Genomic DNA, 19585 nt, shown 5'->3' with positions numbered 1-19585 from the left:
GAATGAGCAGCATGGAGCATCAGGAGGTCAACCTCGGCCAGCAGCAGAACCAGGACCTGATCTGGGATCTGGACAGCATCGCCCGGCGCGAGCTGGCCGAACGCTTCATCAAGCTGTTCGAGAACCGCCTGTGCGTGTACTCCGAGTCGACGCGCCAGCTCTACACCAACTACAACCTGCACTTCCCCACCGATTACGGGCGCAAGATGGTGGTGCTGCCCAACCCCTACGCGTTCCATGACACGCTGCATGGCATCGACCCGGTGGCAGTGCGCAAGACTGGCCTGTGCGTGCTGCCCGGCGTCGTTCTGGGCAAGCCAGGGCTGCTGCTGACTACGCAGATGAAGGACGGCGGCCCGGCGCCCAAGACCATGCCATTCAAGCCGGCACTGGCGCAGATCATCAGCAACCAGAAGAAGATCGGCGACGTGTTCCTGCCGATCCTGATGAAGGGCGACCTGCGCGAGTTCGACCAGAGCATGCCCTACATTCACCTGCACCGCCTGCAGGTGCAGCGCCTGACCCGGCTGTCGTCGTTCGAACGGGACGACATCCAGCACACCATCACCCGCAAGCTGCTGATGCTCTATCGCCAGGCCGACAGCCTGGGTTGCTGATCCTCCCGGCCTCGCCGGGAGGTCTCCTGTCTCAATACCGATACGGTTTGCTCCTGTCCGCCACGTGGACAGGCGGGATTGCGCTTCCTGTATCAGAGCCGAAACAGGCTCCCGGCAAAGCGTCATGAAGCCTTGTTTCAGCACGCCCGGGCAGTGATTGCGGCACCGGCTCCAGGGTACCCGAGTGTTTCATCGCTGAAGCAGCGACAAGTTGCCTGCCATCCCCAATACCCCATAAGAGCATGATTTAAAAAGATTTTCTCGAACAGGCACGAATTCTGCCAGATCTGCGCCGTTGCTGGATGCACGATGCAAATATCGAGAAGGCTATCGATCATGAGACTCAAGCTGGACGAATTACCCAGGCTGATGTTCGTCACCTGTGTACTGGCTGCAACCTCCCTCCCCCTCATCCCCCAGGCGGGCGCCGGCGAAATACTGATCCTTCGCGATGTACCTTCCCGCGTGACCACCCGTGAGGGGCCGGGACAGGCAGCCCCGGTCACCGTCGACATCTCACCCGATCAACACGTGCAGCGCACCATAGGCCCCATCGAGCCACTGGGTGATGCCGATTTCGCCCGGGTATCAGGCGGCGTTGGCAATGCCCTGCGCATGGACACCAGCCTGCGCGGCCTGCATGGCGGGGGCGAGCTGCGCGGCTTCGGCGGCCTGCACACCAACCAGCCCAGGCATGGTGGCGGCGCCGTGCAGAATGTCGGCGGGCAGATCAACCGCAGCATCCAGCAGAGCCTCAAGCCGCTGCACAACATTGGAGGCCGCTGATGATTCGCCTAACCATTGCCGGCGCCCTGCTGGCCAGCGCTTGCGGCCTCCAGGCCGCCGAACAACAAGCCCGTATCGAGGCCAGCGGCCAGGAATACAGCGGCAGTCTGAGCGTCAATCAGGCGGCCGGCGACTTCAATCAGCAGGTCAACGGCCGCACCCTGGCCATCGGCGGCAATGCCCAGGCTCTCCACCGGCAGGCCCTGCAACAGGCAACGAGCGACCTGCAGAGAGCCAGCGCCCGTATCGATGGTGCAGCGTTCTCTGGCGGCAACGGCGTGCTGGGTGTCAACCAAGCCGCCGGCAGCGGCAACCAGAGCATCAACAGCCTGATCTTACAGATGGGTGTCGGCGTAGCGCCGCAGGCACTCGACGATTTCGCCTTGGCGCAGTCCGTCGCCCAGGCGCAAGTGCACTCGGGGGCAGTGGCAGCCACTCCCAATGCCAGTCGCAGCGTTCATCTGGACGATGGCGCCTTCGCCGGCAGCAAGGGTGTGGTGCAGCTGAACCAGAGTGCCGGCGTTGGCAACCAAGCGATAAACAACGTCGGCATCCGGGTCATGTCGGTTCCCTGAACCCGGTACTTTGGCTTCAAACCAATCTGGCACAGCGTAAGGAGACACCCATGAAATCGCAGTTCGCACTCAAACCCCTGGCTTTTCTGGTCGCCGCAGCCCTCGCCTCGCCGGTGATGGCGTTCGATTTCGGTACAGACACCAGTGCCAAGGTGGAGATCAACGATACCCAGGAAAGCATCGACAACTATGTCAACAACCTGGGCACCCCCAATGATGCCCTGTTGGAGGAAGCCGCGCACAACTCCACCGGCAACCTGGGTGCCAACGTCGCCGCCGGCGACAACAACCAGCAGGCCAACAACGTGGCCGTGGCCAATACCGAGGCCGGCGATGAAGCCTTCGTCTTCGCCACCATCGATGTATCCCAGACCGGCCGCTGGAACGACGTGGTCAATATCGGTAACGACAACAATGCCACCCTGGAGAACGCGCTCTATGAGCTCAGCGGGGTCGCCGGTGCCAACGTCGCCGCGGGAGCCAACAACCAGCAGAAGAACGACCTGGCCATGGCCAATGGCGAAAGCAAGTTCGGCGCCGAGAGCAGTTACGCCAAGGCCTATGTGGATGTCTCCCAGTACAGCACCAGCAACGATGCTTACAACCTCGGCAGCGACAACAAGGCGGTGCTGAACGATGCAGTCAACGACATCAGTGGCGTGGTCGGCGCCAACGTCGCCGCCGGCAGCGGCAACCAGCAGAGCAACGCGGTGGCCGTGACCAACGCACCGGGCAGTGCGGTGGCCGACAACGACACCCTGCAAAGCTCCACCGGCAATGTCACGCTCAACTCCCCGCTCCTGCTACTCGCCGGCCCGCTGACCACCAACGATGCCAGCCTGACCAATGCCCTGGTGGGCATCAGCGGTCATGCCGGGGTCAACGTGGCCGCCGGCACCGGAAACCAGCAGGCCAACAGCCTGGTGATCTCCAACGGCTACAGCATGGGCGAATAGCCCTCGGGCCTCCGGTTTCAGCCGGAGGCCACTTCTTCCGGAGCCCGACATGTTGTTCCGTGATCTATTGCTGGTGTGCCTCGCGCTGCTGCCAGTCGCCACGCAGGCCGCACGCCTGCCGATTCCCGGCCTGGCCGGCGGCAACTTCTTCACCAAAGAAGTGGAGAGCATCCAGGAACGGCGCTTTCGTGACCTGATTCGCCAGCGTACCGACTACAGCTGCGGAGCCGCCGCCCTGGCCACCCTGCTTCGCGAAGCCTACCGACTGGACGTGGACGAGATGGCCGTGATCGAAGGCATGCTCGAGGTCGCCGATCTGCAACTGGTGGAGCGCCAGGGCTTCTCCATGCTGGACATGAAGAACTACCTGCAGACCGAAGGTTTCCGGGCCAAGGGCTATCGCCTACAGGCCAACATGCTGGCCAGCGTCAAGGTGCCGACCATAGTCCTGGTCGAGATTCGTGGCTTCAAGCATTTCGTGGTGATGCAGAAGGCCACCGACCAGTGGGTGTACATCGGCGACCCGGCACTCGGCCATCGGCGGCTGACGCTGGATGAATTCACCCAGGGCTGGAACGGCATCGTCTTCGCCGTCATCGGGCCCGGTTATGACCGCCATAACAGCCTGCTCTCCCCGCCGCAACCGCTGACGGCACGCGACCGGGTGAACGGCTTCAACCCGATTCAGGATTCCGAGCTGATCGAGTTCGGCTTCAGCCACAGCGATTTCTTCTGAGCCGGCTCGCCACTCGACGCATGGAGGTCGAGATGAGAACCCCAATGACACTGCTCCTGCCGCTGGCCCTCGTGGTCAGCCTGCCGGCGGTCGCGGAAAACCTGTTCCACGCGGTGGAAGTGCCGGAACATGAACTGGCCGAGATGCGCGGCCGTTACGCCCTGCCCAATGGCATCGTCAGCTTCGGCGTGGTGATGCAGTCACAGTGGAATGGTCCGCAGGGCCAGTTGGCCGCCAAGGTCGGCCTGCAATTCCGGCACAACTCCGCGTTACCGGTGCTCAACGTCGACCTGCAGGAGTCCGGCCAGGGGCAGGCTCCCGCAGGCCTGGGGCAGGTCAGTGGTGGCAACGGACTCAACAGCGCCCAGGGTGTGGTGCAGAGCGTGCGTATCGCTGGCGATGGCAACCGGGGCCTGAACGATGTGCAGATCAACATCCTGCGTGGCGGCCAGGCCGGGGAGCCCGGCACGGGCAGCGGCGCGCTGAACCAGAGCGTCGAGGGCGCCCTTGGGCGCGCCGAAGTGATCGCCAAGAACGGTGGCCTGCAGATCAGCATCGATGCCGGGAGCCTGGGGCGCACCCAGCACAGCATCGGCAGCGGCGGCATCAGGCAGAACACCGCGATCAGCGGCCAGCAGCAGGTCGTGAACAATCTGGCCGCCCTGCAGGTTGTCCTCAGGGAGCGCGGCGCTACCGACAGCATGGCCCTGCAGGGTGTAATGGCTCAGCTGCGCGGCCTGCGTGGCAACGGTTTCTGATCTAGGCTTTGTCCTTTCAGCACAGGGAAGTCGTCATGCACAGTCCATTGCCCCGCCTGATCGTCTGCCTCGGCAGCCTTGTCCTGAGTGCCCCGTTGCTGGCCGACGAGGCGGCATTGCGTGCCGAGCTGGACGACCTCAAGCAGCGTTATGAGGCCCAGCAGAACGCCCTGATGATTCTCGAGCGGCGCCTACGCCAGCTGGAGGCCAGCAGTCAGCCGCGCCAGTCGGTTGCTGCGACTACCCCGGGCAGCGGGCAGCGCAGCTCCGCGTCGACTCCGTCTTATGGCAGCCAGCAGCGTGAAAGCAGCCGCCCGGCGCAGAGCGTGGCGGCGGTCTACGACGAGGCCAGTGGCTTCTTCGGTGAGGGCGCCTTCAGCCTGGAGCCGAGCATCACTTACACCCACTACGACACCCGTCAGCTGTTCCTCAACGGCTTCCTGGCCCTGGACGCCATCTTCCTCGGCGACATCGGCATCGACCAGATCAACTCCGACCTGTTCACCTTCGACCTGGCCGCCCGTTACAACTGGCGCGACCGCTGGCAGTTCGAAGTCAACGTACCCATGATCTATCGCGAATCCAGCTACGAGTCCGCCGGCGCCGGCGGCTCCTCCACCACAGTCTCGGAAACCAGCGTCAGCTCGGATGCGATGCTCGGCGATATCGGCTTCGGCATCTCCTACAAGCTGGTCGACGAGGCACCCGGCGTTCCGGACGTGGTCACCAGCCTGCGCGTCCGCGCACCCACCGGCAAGGAGCCCTACGGCATCAAGCTGCGCGAGGATCCGGCCAACGACAACCTGGCAACGCCGGAGGAGCTGCCCAGCGGCAACGGTGTATGGTCGCTGACGCCCGGCATTTCCCTGGTAAAGACGGTGGACCCGGCCGTGCTGTTCGCCAACTTTTCCTACACCTACAACTTCAAGGAGAGTTTTTCCGACATCAGCTCCCAGGAAGGCGTGAAACAACCCGGCGACGTCAAGCTGGGCAACTATTTCCAGTACGGCCTGGGCATGGCCTTCGCCCTCAACGAGCGCATGAGCCTGTCGACCTCCTTCACCCACCTGGTCAGCCAGAAGAGCAAGATCCGCGCGGACGGCGAGTCCTGGCAGTCGATCATCGGCAGCGACGCCAACGCGGCCTATTTCAACCTCGGCATGACCTTCGCTGCCAGCGACGAACTGACCATAGTGCCCAACCTGGCCATCGGCCTGACACCGGACGCCCCCGACTTCAGTTTCAGCCTGAAATTCCCCTACTACTTCTGAGATCCGTACCGTCAACGCATCTGGTGCTTGTGCAGCAGCCGGTAGAAAGTCGGTCGGGAGATACCCAGGGCCCGTGCGGCCTGGCTCATGTTGTCGGCGTGCCGCGTCAGTACGTCGTTCAGCGCCTGCTGCTCGGCGCGGCAGATGTACTCGTCCAGGGTGCCCAGCAGGCTGCCCCCCGCAGCCGGGCTCTCCAGCCCAAGGTCACAGGCCTCGATCTGCCGCCCCTCGGCCAGCACCATGCCGCGCCGCATGCGATTGGCCAGCTCACGCACATTGCCCGGCCAGGGATGTTCGAGCAGCGCCTGCAGCGCCTCCTCGCTGAGGTTACGCGGGCGCCGGCCTATTTCTACCGCATAGCGCCGGGCGAAATATTCGGCCAGGCAACGGATGTCCACGCTTCGCTCGCGCAATGGCGTGGTCTGCACCTGGAGGACGTTGAGCCGGTAGTACAGGTCTTCGCGAAAGCGTCCCTGGCGGATCGCCGCCTCCAGATCGATATGGGTGGCGGTCAGCACGCGTACATTGACCGAGATCGGCTTGCTGCTGCCGACCCGCTCGATCTGCATCTCCTGCAGGAAGCGCAACAGGTTGGCCTGCAATTCCAGGGGAAGATCGCCGATTTCGTCAAGGAACAGGGTGCCGCCATCGGCCGACTCGATGCGCCCGATCTTGCGTTGGTGGGCCCCGGTGAACGCCCCCTTCTCGTGACCGAACATCTCCGACTGGATCAGGTGTTCGGGAATGGCCCCGCAGTTGACCGCGACGAAAGGCGCGCTTGCCCGCCGCGACAACCGATGCAGGGTATGCGCGACCAGCTCCTTGCCGGTGCCGCTCTCGCCGCGAATCAGTACAGGAGCCTCGGTCGGCGCCAGCTTGCCGAGCAGGCGGCGCAGCTCGCGCATGCTGCGGCTGTTGCCGAGCAGTTCATGATCATGTTCATCGCTGCCCTTGCTGACCTTGCCACGTAGGCGTGCCATGCCAAAAGCACGGCCCAGGGCGATGCTGACCCGCTCCAGGTCGAACGGCAGGGTGTGGAAGTCGAAGAACCACTCGCCGATGAAATTGCCGACCTCGGGTTGCCGCAGCGCATCCTGGCTGAGCACGGCAATCCACTCCGTACCGCTCTGGCTGATCAGTTCCTTGAGGCTCTCCGGGCGTTCCAGGTGCGGCGGTCGCAGGCGGATCAGCCCCACATCGCAGCTGGCCTCGGCGGCATCGGCCAATCCGCAGCTGTGCACCATCCAGCCGCTGGCCTGCAGGCGTGGCAGCAGCTTTTCGCATTCATCACAGGGATCGACTACCAACAAACGCCGTGGCGTCGCAGCCAGGGCCTGCAACATAACCCTTCCTTGGCGCCAATTTTTTGAAAATCCAATAAAAACAATTATTTGGCGCAAACAAGCTAAAGCTAGCAAGTTTGCCAGGCTGACTAGGAATGAATATTTATAAGAACATAGTCATTCAATCTCATCCAGTTGGGCTCAGTTCGAAGTGATATGGCCGCTTGCCATCGTCCGCGCGGATTGGCATAAACGTACCCCATAACAAAATCGCCACACGGATGTTGATGTCATGCGAATCCTGCGCCGCGCTTTCGCTCTGATCCTGTTGCTTATCCTCGGCGCCCTCGCGGTCGTCCTCTACTACATCGCCAATCCCAACCTGCCGGTATTCGACAGGCCGCAGCAGGTGCACTACCTCGACCAGTGGAGCGAGCAGGCCCGCCAGACCTACTACTACACCCCCCAGGGCACCACGGTGAAAGGCCTCCACTACGTCTGGTTCACCGCCTTGGAGATGCCTTTCTCGCGCGACAAGTTCGCCCGCACCGACCACTTGGCACGCTTCGGTTTTCTCACCGACCCACAGCAAATGGCCAGCGAGTTGAACCCCGGCAACCTGCCGGTGGGCTTCGCCCGCCACCAAGACGACGAGACCGGCACCCAGTACCTCGACATCAGCTGCGCCGCCTGCCACACCGGCGAGCTGCGCTACCAGGGCCAGGCCATCCGCATCGATGGTGGCGCCGCCCTGCACTCGCTGGCTTCCACGGTGCCCACGCTCAAGGGCGGCGGCTTCGGCCAGGCGCTGGGCATGAGCATGCTGTTCACCTACTACAACCCGGTGAAGTTCAACCGCTTCGCCCGTGAAGTGCTGGGCGACAACTACGACAGCGGCAAGCAGCAGCTGCGCCAGGACTTCAAGGCCGTGCTCGACCGCCTGCTGGATACCGCGATGAACGACTGGCACCGCGGCCTCTACCCCACCGAGGAAGGCTTCGGCCGCACCGACGCCTTCGGCCGCATCGCCAACAGCGTGTTCGGCGATGCCATAGACCCGAGCAACTACCGGGTGGCCAACGCCCCGGTCAGCTACCCGCAGGTGTGGGACATCTGGAAATTCGACTGGGTGCAGTGGAACGGCTCGGCCATGCAGCCGATGGCGCGCAACATCGGCGAGGCGCTGGGGGTTGGCGCCACCCTGCACCTGTTCGACGAGAACGGCGAGCCGATGACGCACGACGAGCGCTATCCTTCCAGCGTGCGCCTGCGCGACCTCTACACCCTGGAAGAGACGCTCAAGCAGCTCAAGCCGCCGACCTGGCCGGAACAGGTGCTGGGCAAGGTCGATCTCAAGCTGGCCAGCCAGGGCCGTGCCCTGTTCGCCGAGAACTGCGCCTACTGCCACGCCCCCGACCCGGTGCCGCGCGACAAGCGCCTGGCCCCGGCGCGCGACCCGGAATGGCACCTGCGCATCGTGCCGACCCGCATCATCGGTACCGACCCGACCACCGCCGACAATATCGCCGACCACCGCTTCGATATCCGCAAGCTGGGCTGGCAGAAGGACGAGCTGGCCAAGCTGGATGTCAGGCTGTTCGGCTCCAGCCTCGAGGAAGTCGATTTCGCCAGCATCTCCAGCGCCAAGGGCCTGGCCTATGTCACCGCCTATGTGGAAGACCGCGCCTACCGCGATGCTGGCATCCAGCCGCGCGAGCGCTGGCGCATGGACGGCTACGGCCTGGCCATCGGCGTACAGGAGAAGCGCGGCTACAAGGCACGCCCGCTGCACGGCATCTGGGCCACCCCACCGTTCCTGCACAACGGCTCGGTGCCCAACCTGTTCCAGCTGCTGTCGCCGGTGGTCGAACGCGATACCCGCTTCTGGGTCGGCAACTTCGAGTACGACCCCAAGCGCGCCGGCTTCCTCACCGGCCAGTTCGAGGGCGGCTTCCTGTTCGATACCCGCATCACCGGCAACAGCAACCGCGGCCACGAATTCCGCGACGGCTGCCGCAACGAGGGGGTGATCGGACGCTTCCTGGAACCCGAAGAGCGCTATGCGCTGATCGAGTACCTCAAGGTGATGGGCGACGAGAAGCTGGAAAACCAGCTGCAGCCCGCCGAGAGCCGCGCCTGGACGCCGGGCCCCAACTGCCAGAACAACAACTAAGGAAGGCCCGCCATGCTCAAAGGTTTCTGGCTCTGGCTCGGTCGCGTGCTGGGTAAACTGCTGTCGATCCTGCTGCTGGTCGGCCTGGCCGGCTGGGGCATCGGCGAGGCCTACTACGCCTGGAAATTCTCCGGCCCGGTATCCACCGAGGAAGAAATCCCCAAGGACGAGGCGGCCCTGACCCAGGGCATCATCGAGGACGCCATCCGCATCGTCGAACAACACCGCGACAACACCCGCGTGCTACGCGACGCCCACGCCAAGGCCCACGGCTGTGTGAAGGCGCAGCTGACCGTACTGCCGGACCTGGCGCCGGAGCTGCGCCATGGCGTGTTGGCCGAGCCGGGCAAGACCTGGCAGGCCTGGATGCGCCTGTCCAACGGCAACGCCTACCCGCAGTTCGACAGTGCCCGCGACGCCCGCGGCATGGCCATCAAGCTGCTCGACGTACCCGGCGAGAAGCTGCTGAGCAGCAAGGCCACGGCCGGTAACCAGGACTTCGTGATGTTCAACAACTCGGTGTTCTTCGTCCGTGACGTGGCCGAGTACAAGCAGAACTTCGCCGCCCAGGCCGACGGCCACAAGGTGCTGGCCTTCTTCCCCAGCTGGGACCCGCGCAGCTGGGAAATCCGCCACCTGATCATTGCCATGAAGACCCTGGCACCGGCGCCGGACAGCCCGGTCAGCGCCACCTACAACTCGATCGCCCCCTTCAAGCTCGGCCCGCACAACATCAAGTACCGGGTGATCCCCGATCCGCAGAGCTGTCCGCCCTACCAGTTGCCGGAGCAGAACACCAAGCTGCCCAACTTCCTGCGCAACGCCCTGTACCAGCAGCTGTCGCTGGACCGGGTACCGGCCTGCTTCGCCCTGCAGGTGCAACGGCAGAATGCCGCGCACTACATGCCCATCGAGGACACCAGCGTGGAGTGGAGCGAGGACATCTCGCCGTTCGAGACAGTGGCGACCGTGCGCGTGGAGCCGCAGGACTTCGACACCCGCGAGCAGAACCTGGCCTGCGACAACCTGTCCTTCAACCCCTGGCATGCGCTGCCGGAACACCGCCCCATCGGTGGCATCAATCGCCTGCGCAAGGCGGTCTACGAGGCCGTCAGCGTCTACCGCCACCAGCGCAACGCCGCGCCGCAGGCGCACTGAAACGCCAAGGCCGCCTCAGGGCGGCCTTGTTGTTTAGCCCCGGCAGTGCAGGATCTGTTCGCGCCAGCGCCACTCGCAGGCCGCCAGCCCACCGACAAACAGCGCTTCGCCGACCAGGTGGATCTGCGCGAACAGCGACGCAGCCCCGGCGAACTGCACCGCCATGACCACGCAGGCGCCCGCCCACAGGGCATTGCCGGCAACCAGCCCGTACAGCAGCAGACGCGGGCGCTTGCCGCGTAGCGCCAGGGTGAAGGAATAACTGGCGTAGAGCAGGTTTGTCACGCCGATGAACAGCAGCAACCCGCGTGGCAGGCGATAGACCTCGCTCAGCCATGGGCCGAGCAACAGCATGAGCACACCCGCCGTGGCCGCTGCGGCACAATCGACCCAAAGCAGATGACGGGCTGCGCGCATGGCATAGCCCCCGAGGCTACAGGCGATCCAGATCGATCACCGCGAAGCTGGCCACCGTGTCATGCCCGGCCAGGCGACCGCCCTCGCGGGCCAGGCCGATGGTCTGCAGGCCGGCCTGCTGGGCGGCGTCCAGCTCCTGGACGATGTCGGAGAGGAACAGGATATCCTCGCCCGGCAGGCCGATGGCCGCGGCGATGGTGCGGTACGACTCGACCTCGCGCTTGGGGCCGCTGGTGGTATCGAAATAGCCGCTGAACAGCCCGCTCAGGTCGCCGGCCTCGGAGCAGCCGAAAATCAGCTTCTGCGCCTGTACCGAGCCGGAGGAATAGACGTACAGCGCATAGCCAGCCTGATGCCAGCGCTTGAGCGCTTCCACCGCATCCGGGTAGACATGGCCCTTGAGCTGGCCGCTGGCGTAGCCCTGCTGCCAGACCATGCCCTGCAGCGCCTTGAGCGGCGTGGCCTTGCGATCCTCGGCGAGCCATTGCAGGAGGATCTCGATGACCCGGATCAGGTCTGCCCCGCCCTCGCCGCTCTCGGCCCGCACGGCGTCCAGTTGCGCGGCCACGGCAGGCTCCTCGGCGTGATCGAGGATGAACTGCGGCAGGTGCCGGGCGGCATAGGGGAACAGCACGTCGAAGACGAAGCTCACCGCGCTGGTGGTGCCTTCGATATCGGTGAGGATGGCTTTGATCGGCATGGAGACTCCAGGGATGTGGGCGGCGCCCCCTCTCCCATTCATGGGAGAGGGGTGAGGAGCTTCAGTCTTCCAGACGCGGAAAACGACTGGCGATATCGTCGCCGGTGAAGTTGGCCACCCAGCCTTCCGGGTTGTTGAACAGGCGGATGGCGACGAAGTGCGGGAACTCGCCCATGTCGAACCAGTGGCGGGTGCCGGCCGGCACCGAGATCAGGTCGTTCTTCTCGCACAGCACGGCGTACACATAGTCGTCGATGTGCAGGCTGAACAGGCCACGGCCGGCGACGAAGAAACGCACTTCGTCCTCGCCATGGCGGTGCTCGTCGAGGAACTTGGCGCGCAGCTCGTCCTTCTGCGGGTGGTCCTTGTTCAGGCTGACCACGTCGACGGTGACATAGCCCTGCTCGGCCATCAGCTTGTCGATCTGCGGGCGGTAGGCGGCGATCACCTCGTCCTGTGCAGCGCCCGGCTGGATCGGCACACTGGCCTGCCAGCGCTCGAAGCGCACACCGACCTCGGCCAGGGTGGCGGCGATGTCCTCGAGGTGGGTCAGCACCTTGTTCGGCACGTCCGGGTTGGACTGGTGGTAGACGGTCAGGCTGCTCATGGCATCTCCTTTAGCGCTGCAGGGCGCGTACTTTCAGTTCGCACTCGAACAGGAATTCGAAGGCCTCGACCTGGCGCAGGCAGTCAGCCATGGTCGCGCCCCAGGTGTACAGGCCGTGGCCGCGGATTAGGTAGCCGACGCAATCGGGGTGCGCGTCCAGCCAGGGCTGCACCTTGGCCGCCAGGCGGACGATGTCCTGGTCGTTGTCGAAGATCGGCACCAGCACCTGGCAGTCGTGGGTGGAAACGCCGGCGAAGGCCTTCTGCAGCTCGTAGTCGGCGAACACCAGCGAGTCGGCCAGGGTCAGGCGCGACAGCACGGTGGCGTTCACCGAGTGGGTGTGCAGCACGGCGCCGATCGCCGGCTGCCAGCGGTACAGCTGGGTGTGCAGCAGGGTCTCTGCCGAGGGTTTCTTGCCCGCTTCCAGGCTGTTGCCGTCGAGGTCGGTGGCCAGCACGTCGTCCTCGCCCAGCTGGCCCTTGTGCTTGCCGGAGACGGTCAGCAGCGCCTGGTCGGCGCTCAGGCGCGCGGAATAGTTGCTGCTGGTGGCCGGCGACCAGCCACGGCCATACAGGAATTGCCCGGCCTCGATGATCTGCCGGGTCAGTTGTTCACGGTTCATGCCCGCTCCTCGTGCAAACGCAGTGCAATGATAATGGCCGCCGCCAGGGCGACCAAGCTGGCAATGGCGAAGGTCCAGGCCGCGCCCAGACTCTCCCAGCTGTAGCCGGCGTACAGCGCGCCGAGGGCGCCACCGGTGCCGGCCAGTGCCGCGTACAGCGCCTGGCCCTGGCCCTGCTGGTTGGGCCCGAAGCTGCGCTGGACGAAATGGATGGCCGCCGCATGGAAGCTGCCGAAAGTGGCGGCATGCAGCAGCTGGGCGAACAGCAGCACACCCAGGTGGTCGGCCAGGTTGCCCAGCAGCAGCCAGCGCAGCGCCGCCAGCAGGAAACTGGCCGCCAGCACCCAGCGCACCGAGAAGCGCGTGAGGATGCGCGCCATGAACAGGAAAAGCACGATCTCCGCCACGACGCCCAGCGCCCACATCTGGCCGATGAAGCCACGCTCGTAGCCGAGCCGCTCCAGGTGCAGGGTCAGGAAGGTGTAGTACGGGCCGTGCGACAGCTGCATCAACGCAACGCAGAGGAAGAACGCCGGCACGCCCGGGCGCAGCAGCTGAGCAAGGAAACCGCCCTCGCCGCCCTGCCCGGCCCGCGCCTGCGGCACCGCGTTGGGCACCCACAGGCTGCCGAGCAGGATGCCGGCGAGGATCAGCACCACCATCGCCGGGAACAGCCCGGGGCTGAAGCGCTCGAACAGCTCGCCGAGGCCGATCACCGCGACGATGAAGCCGATCGAACCCCACAGGCGGACCTGCGAGTAGCGCGCCGTCTGCTCGCGCAGATGGGCCAGGGTGATCACCTCGAACTGCGGCAGCACGGCGTGCCAGAAGAAGGCGTGCAGCGCCATCACCAGGGCCAGCCAGGCGTAGCTCTGGGCGACGAAGATCAGGGCGAAGCTGAGCAGCGTGCACAGCGCGCCGAAACGCACGATGCGCAGGCGCTGGCCGCTGCGGTCGCCCAGCCAGCCCCACAGGTTGGGTGCCAGGCAGCGCATCAGCATGGGAATGGCCACCAGCTCGCCGATGCGCGCCGGGGCAAAGCCCAGGTGCTGGAAGTAAAGCGGCAGGAAGGGCGCCGTGGCGCCCAGCATGGCGAAGTAGAAGAAGTAGAACGCGGACAGCCGCCAGTACGGCAGCGGCTGGGCGGTCACAGCTGGCCGAGCACCGGGGTGTTGACCCGCACGTCGGCGTTCTGCGCACGGTGGCGCAGCAGGTGGTCGAGCAGCACGATGGCCATCATCGCCTCGGCGATGGGCGTGGCGCGGATGCCGACGCAGGGATCGTGGCGGCCCTTGGTGATCACGTCCACCGGGTTGCCGTCGACGTCGATCGAGCGACCGGGGGTGGTGATGCTGGAGGTCGGCTTGAGCGCCAGGTGGGCGACGATCGGCTGGCCGCTGGAGATGCCGCCGAGGATGCCGCCGGCGTTGTTGCTGAGGAAGCCCTCGGGGGTCAGCTCGTCGCGGTGCTCGGTGCCGCGCTGGGCCACGCAGGCGAAGCCGGCGCCGATTTCCACGCCCTTGACCGCGTTGATGCTCATCAGCGCGTGGGCCAGATCCGCGTCCAGGCGGTCGAAGATCGGCTCGCCCAGGCCCGGCATCACGCCCTCGGCGACCACGGTGATCTTGGCGCCCACCGAATCCTGGTCGCGGCGCAGCTGGTCCATGTAGGCCTCAAGTGCAGGCACCTTGTCCGGGTCGGGACTGAAGAAGGCGTTCTGCTCGACGCTGTCCCAGGTCTTGAACGGGATCTCGATCGGGCCGAGCTGGCTCATGTAGCCGCGCACCTGGATGCCCAGGCCAGCCAGTACCTTCTTGGCGATGGCGCCGGCGGCCACGCGCATGGCGGTTTCGCGTGCCGAGCTGCGGCCACCGCCGCGGTAGTCGCGGATGCCGTACTTGTGGTGGTAGGTGTAGTCGGCGTGGGCCGGGCGGAACAGGTCCTTGATCGCCGAGTAGTCCTTGGACTTCTGGTCGGTATTGCGGATCAGCAGGCCGATCGGACAACCGGTGGTCTTGCCCTCGAACACCCCGGAGAGGATTTCGACGACGTCGTCTTCCTGGCGCTGGGTGGTGTGGCGGCTGGTGCCAGGCTTGCGGCGGTCGAGGTCGCGCTGCATGTCTTCCAGGGACAGCTCGATGCCCGGCGGGCAACCGTCGACGATGGCGACCAGGGCCGGGCCGTGGCTTTCGCCAGCGGTGGTGACGGTGAACAGCTTGCCGTAGGTGTTGCCGGACATGCAGGGCGCTCCGCGAAATCTGCCTCGAACAAAGGTCGGCGAGTATACCGCCGGCGCCCGGTCAGTTCACCTGCGAAACGGGCACGATAGCGGCAAATGGCAGTTGGCCAGCCTGCAGTGGCGGCGAAACTTGCCGATAATGCCTGTACGCATGCCCAAGGACGCCGCGATGAGCGATACCGACGCCCAACACCCCGAAGAACAGACCGAGCAGGCTCCGCCGCCGCATCCCTGGGAAAGCCTGGAGGCGGAGCACTTCCAGCTGCTGCGCCTGGCGCCCCTGCCCGCCGACCGCCACACCGGCCTGCGCCCGTTGCGTTTCGTCAAGCTCGGCCGGGTCGAGCGGCACAGCAACGAGCAGAGCCTGCTGCGGCTGACGGTGGATGTCCCGGGCCAACGCCTGCGCCGTGAACAGAACCTGCTCGAAGTGTGGGCCGACCATCGCAGCCGCGAGGTACGTTTCGGTGCCGACAAAGGTTTGCAGATCGAGCCTCTCAACCGTGGGCTGGGCCGTTTCCTGCTGGCCCAGGGCATCGCCTGGGCGCGCCAGCGCTGGGGCAGTTACACGGTCGAGGGCGGGGCGCTGGCGGTGAAGGACGTGCTCAGCGAGGACGCCCGCCTACGCCGCGACCACTTCCTGCGCATCCAGGGTTTCGAGGTCAACTACCAGGACCTGGCGCAGCTCAAGGCCAGCTACAGCGCGGCGCGGGTCAGCGTGCTGAATCCGCAGTGGAACCAGGAACGGGTGCAGCCCATCGATCTGCTCGACTGTGGCGCGATGCTGCAACAGGCCGATCAGACGCTGCACGAACAGCAGGTGAAGATGACCAAGCTGGAACGCCGCATCGAGGCGTTGAAGCGCGAGGATAGCGGGCTGCGCTTCACCATCGCCTGCCTGGTGGCCCTGGCACTGTTCCAGGCTGGGCTGCTGATCTGGATCGCTACGCGCTGACCCGCCCTGAGCAATAAGCCTCCCGGAAGGGGGCAGCCTCTCGCCCATGTGGCCCGGATGCATCCGGGCTACGGGGGCGAACCGCACTCAGCCTTTGACCCGCGAACGGAACAGCTTCTGGTACTCGCGGCACTGCGCCGCCGCCAGCAGGAACACGCCGTGGCCGCCCTGCTCGAACTCCAGCCAGGTGAAGTCCACTTCCGGATAGAGCGCCTCGACGTGCACCTGGCTGTTGCCCACCTCGACGATCAGCAGACCTTTCTCGGTCAGGTGGTCGGCGGCCTCGGCCAGCATGCGCCGCACCAGGTCCAGGCCGTCGTCGCCGCAGGCCAGGCCCAGCTCCGGCTCGTGGTGGTACTCGGCCGGCATGTCGGCGAAGTCCTCGGCGTCCACGTAGGGCGGGTTGGAGACGATCAGGTCGAAACGCTGCCCCGGCAGGCCGGCGAAACCGTCGCCCTGCACGGTGTAGACCCGCTCTTCCAGGCCGTGGCGCTCGATGTTCTGGTTGGCCACTTCGAGCGCATCGAAGGACAGGTCGCCGAGCACCACCTCCGCGTCGGGGAAGGCGTAGGCACAGGCGATGCCGATGCAGCCGGAGCCGGTGCACAGGTCGAGGATGCGTGCCGGCGTCGCCGGCAGCCAGGGCTCGAACTGACTGCCGATCAGCTCGGCGATGGGTGAGCGCGGCACCAGCACGCGCTCGTCGACGATGAAGGGCAAGCCGCAGAACCAGGCCTCGCCGAGCAGGTAGGCGGTGGGCACGCGCTCCTCGACACGGCGACGGATCAGCTCCAGCAGGTGCTGCTGCTCGTCCTCTTCCAGGCGGCAGTCCAGGTAGGCATCGGCGATCTCGAACGGCAGGTGCAGGGCGCCCAGTACCAGTTGGCGGGCGTCGTCCCAGGCATTGTCGGTGCCGTGGCCGAAGAACAGGCCGGCTTCGTGGAAACGGCTGACGGCCCAGCGGATGTGATCGCGCACGCTGCGCAGGCGGGATGGATACACGGTTCTGACCTCGAGAAAACGATGCGCGATTCTAGCAGGCCAAGCCCCCATGCAGTCCCATCAGCTGGTTGGCAATCGGCGACGGAGGTTCACAGATCGGATCAGGAAGCAGAGAATAGACGCATCGCCGTCATAGGAGCCCGACCATGTCCGACCCGAAAACCCTGTTCCAGCTGCTCGGACGCGGTTATGCCCCGGCCACCCTTGGCAAGGCCACGCTGGTGGTGATCGACGCCCAGGAGGAGTACCGCAGCGGTACCCTGCAGCTGCCGGATATCGAGGCGGCCATCGGCGAGATCGCCACCCTGCTCAAGGCCGCGCGTTCGCTAGGTGCACCGGTGTTGCACGTGCGTCACCTCGGCATCCCCGGTGGCCTGCTCGACCCCCAGGGGCCACGCGGGCGCTTCATCGAGGGGCTGGAGCCGCAGCCGGGCGAGGCCCTGGTGGAAAAGCGCCTGCCCAACGCCTTCGCCGGCACCGATCTGCATGAGCGCCTGCAGCAGCTCGGCCATCTGGATCTGATCATCTGCGGCTTCATGACCCACTCCAGCGTCAGCACCACGGTGCGCGCCGCCAAGGACTACGGCTACCGCTGCACCCTGGTGGACGCCGCCTGCGCCACCCGCGACCTGCCGTACCAGAACGAGCTGATTCCCGCCCGCGACCTGCACCGCATGACCCTGGCCGCCCTGGCCGACAACTACGCCATGGTGGTGCCGCAGGCCCAGGCCCTGATCTAGGACGAACACGGCCGCCGACCGGAACCCTCGCCGCAACGACCGGTCATAGCGCCGATAACCGAAGAGGAAATCGGCATGAAGTTGTCCGACCATGGTTTCGATGCCCGGCGCCTGCGCCCACGCGGTCCAGGCTGTTGGCGCTGGCGCTTTCTCGGCGCCCTTGCCGCGCTGTTCGCCGCCTTCGGCGTGCTGCTCGGCATGGCCGGCGCGGCCACCCTGCTTGGCCGCCCACCCGCCCTAGGCCCGCTCAACGACAGCCTCGGCGCGGCCATCGTCCTGCTGCTGTGCGGCCTGTTCCTGCTGTGGGGCGGCATCAACGTCTGGCGGCGTTGCCGGCGACGCATGCGTCGCCAATACGGTAACGAGCTGAGCCTGTCGCCCCGGCTGCTGAAAAAACGTGACTGAAGCCGGTAAACTCGCCTCTTCCGTGGAGGCTTTCATGCAAGACGACGATTTTTCCCTGTTCCAGTCCGCCGTGCGCGGGGTCAAGCCGATCAGCCACGATCGTGCCGACACCGGCAAGCCTCGCGCCGACCGCCAGCGCATCAGCACCCTGCGCCAGGCGGCGACGGTGAAGAGCGAGGCAGTCAAGGTCGATGGCCTGTCCGACCAGTTCGTCATCGACGTCGGTGCCGAGGATGAACTCTACTGGGCCCGCGATGGCGTGCAGGATGGCCAGATGCGCAAGCTCAAGGCCGGCCAAGTGGCCTTCGAGGGCAGCCTGGACCTGCACGGCATGAGCGTGGAGAAGGCCCGCGAGACACTCTGGGACTTTTTCGCCGAGGCCGCGCGCATGGAAGTGCGCTGCGTGCGCGTGACCCACGGCAAGGCGGCGCGCATGGACGGCAAGCGACCGATGATCAAGAGCCACGTCAACACCTGGCTGCGCCAGCACCCGCAGGTGCTGGGCTTCACCTCCTGCCTGCCCAGGCACGGCGGTACCGGTGCGGTGTACGTGCTGCTCAAGCGCACCATGCTGGATGGTCGCGACGACTACTGATCAGGCGGGAAAGCGCGGCGCGTACTCCTCGCGCTCCACCCGCAGGCCGTTCACCACGAAGGACACCGCATGGTAGAAGCCGACCAGCAGCAGGCACTCGATCAGCTGCTGCTCGCTGAAATGCTCGGCCAGGCGCTGCCACAGCGTGTCATCGAGGGAGGCGCTGGCATGCAGGCTGTCCGCCAGGGCCAAGAGCGCCTGTTCCGCCGGGCTCCACAGCGCCGGGTCGATGGACTTGCGGCAGGTATCGGCGATCTGCGCGGCCGTGAAGCCGGCCTTGCCGGCGAACCCCGCCACATGCACACCCCACTCGTATTCCGCGCCACACAGCACGGTGGCGCGCAGGATCAGCAGCTCGCGCTCGCGCAGTTGGATGCTGCCACGGTCCAGCAGGCCGCCGGCAAGCATGCGCTGCAGCACGCGTGGGTTGTGCGCCATGCTGCGGAACAGCTTGAGCGGCGGCATGCCGGGCGGCATGACGCGGTCGAAGGCGGCCTGGATATCGGCGTCGTAAGGCGGTTTCAGCGGTTGCACGCGGGGCTGGTTCACGGGCTGGGCTCCTGTCATGCTACGAAATAAGTAGCATGCCGAAACTACTCCGCTACTAAAAAAGAAGCAAGGAGACGTGATGAGCTTTCCCCACCCCGGCGACCCGGTGCGCGGCTCGGCCAGCGGTCGGCCGATCATGGCCCTGCTCGACCTGCTCGGGCGGCGCTGGAGTCTGCGCGTGCTGTGGGAACTGCAGCAGGCGCCAGCCAGCTTCCGCGACCTGCAGGCGCGCTGCGCGGGAGTCTCGCCCTCGGTACTCAACACCCGCCTGGGTGAATTGCGCGAGGCCCGCCTGCTGGAAAACGGCGAGCACGGCTACCAGCTCTCGCCCCTTGGCCAGGAGCTGGTGCAACGCTGCCTGCCGCTGGCGCAATGGGCCGAGGACTGGGCCACGCAACTGCCGCCGCGGCCGGAAAAGTAGGCCGCGCTGGCGCACTCCGCCCT

The 19585-nt window shown here is 65.7% G+C and carries 23 protein-coding genes; 14 read left to right on the top strand and 9 right to left on the bottom strand.

All coding sequences use genetic code 11. The features are described 5' to 3' along the window. Positions 1 to 2 precede the first annotated feature (2 nt). The 7 genes from DMO17_RS13915 (at position 3) to DMO17_RS13885 (ending at position 5699) form a co-directional block, all read left to right on the top strand. Complete coding sequence (locus tag DMO17_RS13915; protein WP_110683092.1) at positions 3 to 617, top strand: hypothetical protein; 615 nt, start codon at positions 3 to 5, stop codon at positions 615 to 617. A gap of 336 nt (positions 618 to 953) precedes the next feature. Continuing rightward, positions 954 to 1403: a hypothetical protein gene (locus DMO17_RS19575; protein WP_146224921.1), complete on the top strand. Its 450-nt coding sequence runs from the start codon at positions 954 to 956 to the stop codon at positions 1401 to 1403. Then, positions 1403 to 1978, top strand: a complete 576-nt coding sequence (locus DMO17_RS13905; protein ID WP_110683090.1) for an adhesin — start codon at positions 1403 to 1405, stop codon at positions 1976 to 1978. The genes DMO17_RS19575 and DMO17_RS13905 overlap by 1 nt, the downstream gene beginning before the upstream one ends. Before the next feature lie 50 nt (positions 1979 to 2028). After that, positions 2029 to 2934 (top strand): hypothetical protein, encoded by a 906-nt coding sequence (locus DMO17_RS13900; protein WP_110683089.1) that lies wholly within the window; start codon positions 2029 to 2031, stop codon positions 2932 to 2934. Between the two features lie 49 nt (positions 2935 to 2983). Further along, positions 2984 to 3670, top strand: coding sequence for a C39 family peptidase (locus DMO17_RS13895; RefSeq protein ID WP_110683088.1), 687 nt, complete (start codon positions 2984 to 2986; stop codon positions 3668 to 3670). Between the two features lie 44 nt (positions 3671 to 3714). Beyond that, positions 3715 to 4428: a hypothetical protein gene (locus DMO17_RS13890; protein WP_110683087.1), complete on the top strand. Its 714-nt coding sequence runs from the start codon at positions 3715 to 3717 to the stop codon at positions 4426 to 4428. Between the two features lie 35 nt (positions 4429 to 4463). Beyond that, the gene (locus DMO17_RS13885; protein WP_110683086.1) at positions 4464 to 5699 is read left to right on the top strand and encodes a coiled-coil domain-containing protein; all 1236 of its coding nucleotides are present in this window, start codon (positions 4464 to 4466) and stop codon (positions 5697 to 5699) included. Between the two features lie 11 nt (positions 5700 to 5710). Here the strand turns inward: DMO17_RS13885 and DMO17_RS13880 are convergent, their stop codons facing one another. Next, complete coding sequence (locus DMO17_RS13880; RefSeq protein WP_110683085.1) at positions 5711 to 7042, bottom strand: sigma-54 dependent transcriptional regulator; 1332 nt, start codon at positions 7040 to 7042, stop codon at positions 5711 to 5713. Between the two features lie 232 nt (positions 7043 to 7274). Between DMO17_RS13880 and DMO17_RS13875 the strand changes: the two genes are divergently transcribed. Both DMO17_RS13875 and DMO17_RS13870 read left to right on the top strand, forming a co-directional pair. Then, positions 7275 to 9155: a di-heme-cytochrome C peroxidase gene (locus DMO17_RS13875; RefSeq protein ID WP_110683084.1), complete on the top strand. Its 1881-nt coding sequence runs from the start codon at positions 7275 to 7277 to the stop codon at positions 9153 to 9155. 12 nt (positions 9156 to 9167) lie between these two features. Continuing rightward, complete coding sequence (locus DMO17_RS13870; protein ID WP_110683083.1) at positions 9168 to 10313, top strand: catalase family protein; 1146 nt, start codon at positions 9168 to 9170, stop codon at positions 10311 to 10313. A 33-nt stretch (positions 10314 to 10346) separates the two neighbouring features. Here the strand turns inward: DMO17_RS13870 and DMO17_RS13865 are convergent, their stop codons facing one another. The 6 genes from DMO17_RS13865 to aroC all read right to left on the bottom strand — a co-directional run bounded on the left by DMO17_RS13865 (position 10347) and on the right by aroC (position 14898). Next, the gene (locus DMO17_RS13865) at positions 10347 to 10667 is read right to left on the bottom strand and encodes a hypothetical protein (RefSeq protein WP_258371550.1); all 321 of its coding nucleotides are present in this window, start codon (positions 10665 to 10667) and stop codon (positions 10347 to 10349) included. Between the two features lie 79 nt (positions 10668 to 10746). Further along, positions 10747 to 11430 carry an acireductone synthase gene (mtnC, locus tag DMO17_RS13860; RefSeq protein WP_110683081.1) on the bottom strand — a complete coding sequence of 228 codons (684 nt, stop codon included), beginning with the start codon at positions 11428 to 11430 and terminating at the stop codon, positions 10747 to 10749. 61 nt (positions 11431 to 11491) lie between these two features. After that, positions 11492 to 12037, bottom strand: a complete 546-nt coding sequence (locus DMO17_RS13855) for a 1,2-dihydroxy-3-keto-5-methylthiopentene dioxygenase (protein ID WP_110683080.1) — start codon at positions 12035 to 12037, stop codon at positions 11492 to 11494. Between the two features lie 10 nt (positions 12038 to 12047). Then, a complete protein-coding gene (locus DMO17_RS13850; protein ID WP_110683079.1) occupies positions 12048 to 12659 on the bottom strand; it encodes a methylthioribulose 1-phosphate dehydratase in 612 nt (203 codons plus the stop codon). Next, complete coding sequence (locus DMO17_RS13845; RefSeq protein WP_110683078.1) at positions 12656 to 13810, bottom strand: MFS transporter; 1155 nt, start codon at positions 13808 to 13810, stop codon at positions 12656 to 12658. Before DMO17_RS13845 ends, DMO17_RS13850 begins: the two co-directional genes overlap by 4 nt. After that, positions 13807 to 14898, bottom strand: coding sequence for a chorismate synthase (aroC, locus tag DMO17_RS13840; RefSeq protein WP_110683077.1), 1092 nt, complete (start codon positions 14896 to 14898; stop codon positions 13807 to 13809). Before aroC ends, DMO17_RS13845 begins: the two co-directional genes overlap by 4 nt. Before the next feature lie 169 nt (positions 14899 to 15067). On the opposite strand from aroC, the gene DMO17_RS13835 reads away from it, so the two are divergent. Further along, positions 15068 to 15850, top strand: coding sequence for a hypothetical protein (locus DMO17_RS13835; protein ID WP_110683076.1), 783 nt, complete (start codon positions 15068 to 15070; stop codon positions 15848 to 15850). 87 nt (positions 15851 to 15937) lie between these two features. Here DMO17_RS13835 and prmB read toward each other — a convergent pair whose 3' ends face one another. After that, complete coding sequence (gene prmB / locus DMO17_RS13830; protein WP_375538019.1) at positions 15938 to 16903, bottom strand: 50S ribosomal protein L3 N(5)-glutamine methyltransferase; 966 nt, start codon at positions 16901 to 16903, stop codon at positions 15938 to 15940. A gap of 95 nt (positions 16904 to 16998) precedes the next feature. Here prmB and DMO17_RS13825 point away from each other — a divergent pair, with 95 nt between their 5' ends. The 3 genes from DMO17_RS13825 (at position 16999) to DMO17_RS13815 (ending at position 18592) form a co-directional block, all read left to right on the top strand. Continuing rightward, positions 16999 to 17592: a cysteine hydrolase family protein gene (locus DMO17_RS13825; RefSeq protein ID WP_110683074.1), complete on the top strand. Its 594-nt coding sequence runs from the start codon at positions 16999 to 17001 to the stop codon at positions 17590 to 17592. A gap of 75 nt (positions 17593 to 17667) precedes the next feature. Then, on the top strand, positions 17668 to 17997 hold the full coding sequence (locus DMO17_RS13820) for a hypothetical protein (protein WP_110683073.1): 330 nt from the start codon (positions 17668 to 17670) through the stop codon (positions 17995 to 17997). A gap of 34 nt (positions 17998 to 18031) precedes the next feature. Continuing rightward, entirely contained in the window at positions 18032 to 18592 is a 561-nt protein-coding gene (locus DMO17_RS13815) for a Smr/MutS family protein (RefSeq protein WP_110683072.1), read from the top strand. On the opposite strand, the gene DMO17_RS13810 is transcribed toward DMO17_RS13815, so the two are convergent. After that, complete coding sequence (locus tag DMO17_RS13810) at positions 18593 to 19141, bottom strand: carboxymuconolactone decarboxylase family protein (RefSeq protein WP_110683071.1); 549 nt, start codon at positions 19139 to 19141, stop codon at positions 18593 to 18595. It abuts the gene before it with no gap. 79 nt (positions 19142 to 19220) lie between these two features. On the opposite strand from DMO17_RS13810, the gene DMO17_RS13805 reads away from it, so the two are divergent. Beyond that, on the top strand, positions 19221 to 19562 hold the full coding sequence (locus tag DMO17_RS13805; protein ID WP_110683070.1) for a winged helix-turn-helix transcriptional regulator: 342 nt from the start codon (positions 19221 to 19223) through the stop codon (positions 19560 to 19562). The last annotated feature ends 23 nt before the right edge of the window (positions 19563 to 19585 follow it).

It is taken from the genome of Aquipseudomonas alcaligenes (assembly GCF_003205495.1).
GTDB classification, from domain to species: Bacteria; Pseudomonadota; Gammaproteobacteria; order Pseudomonadales; family Pseudomonadaceae; genus Aquipseudomonas; species Aquipseudomonas alcaligenes_B.
Note: the sequence above shows the minus strand (reverse complement) of the source record. Positions and strands in the feature narration are given on the sequence as shown.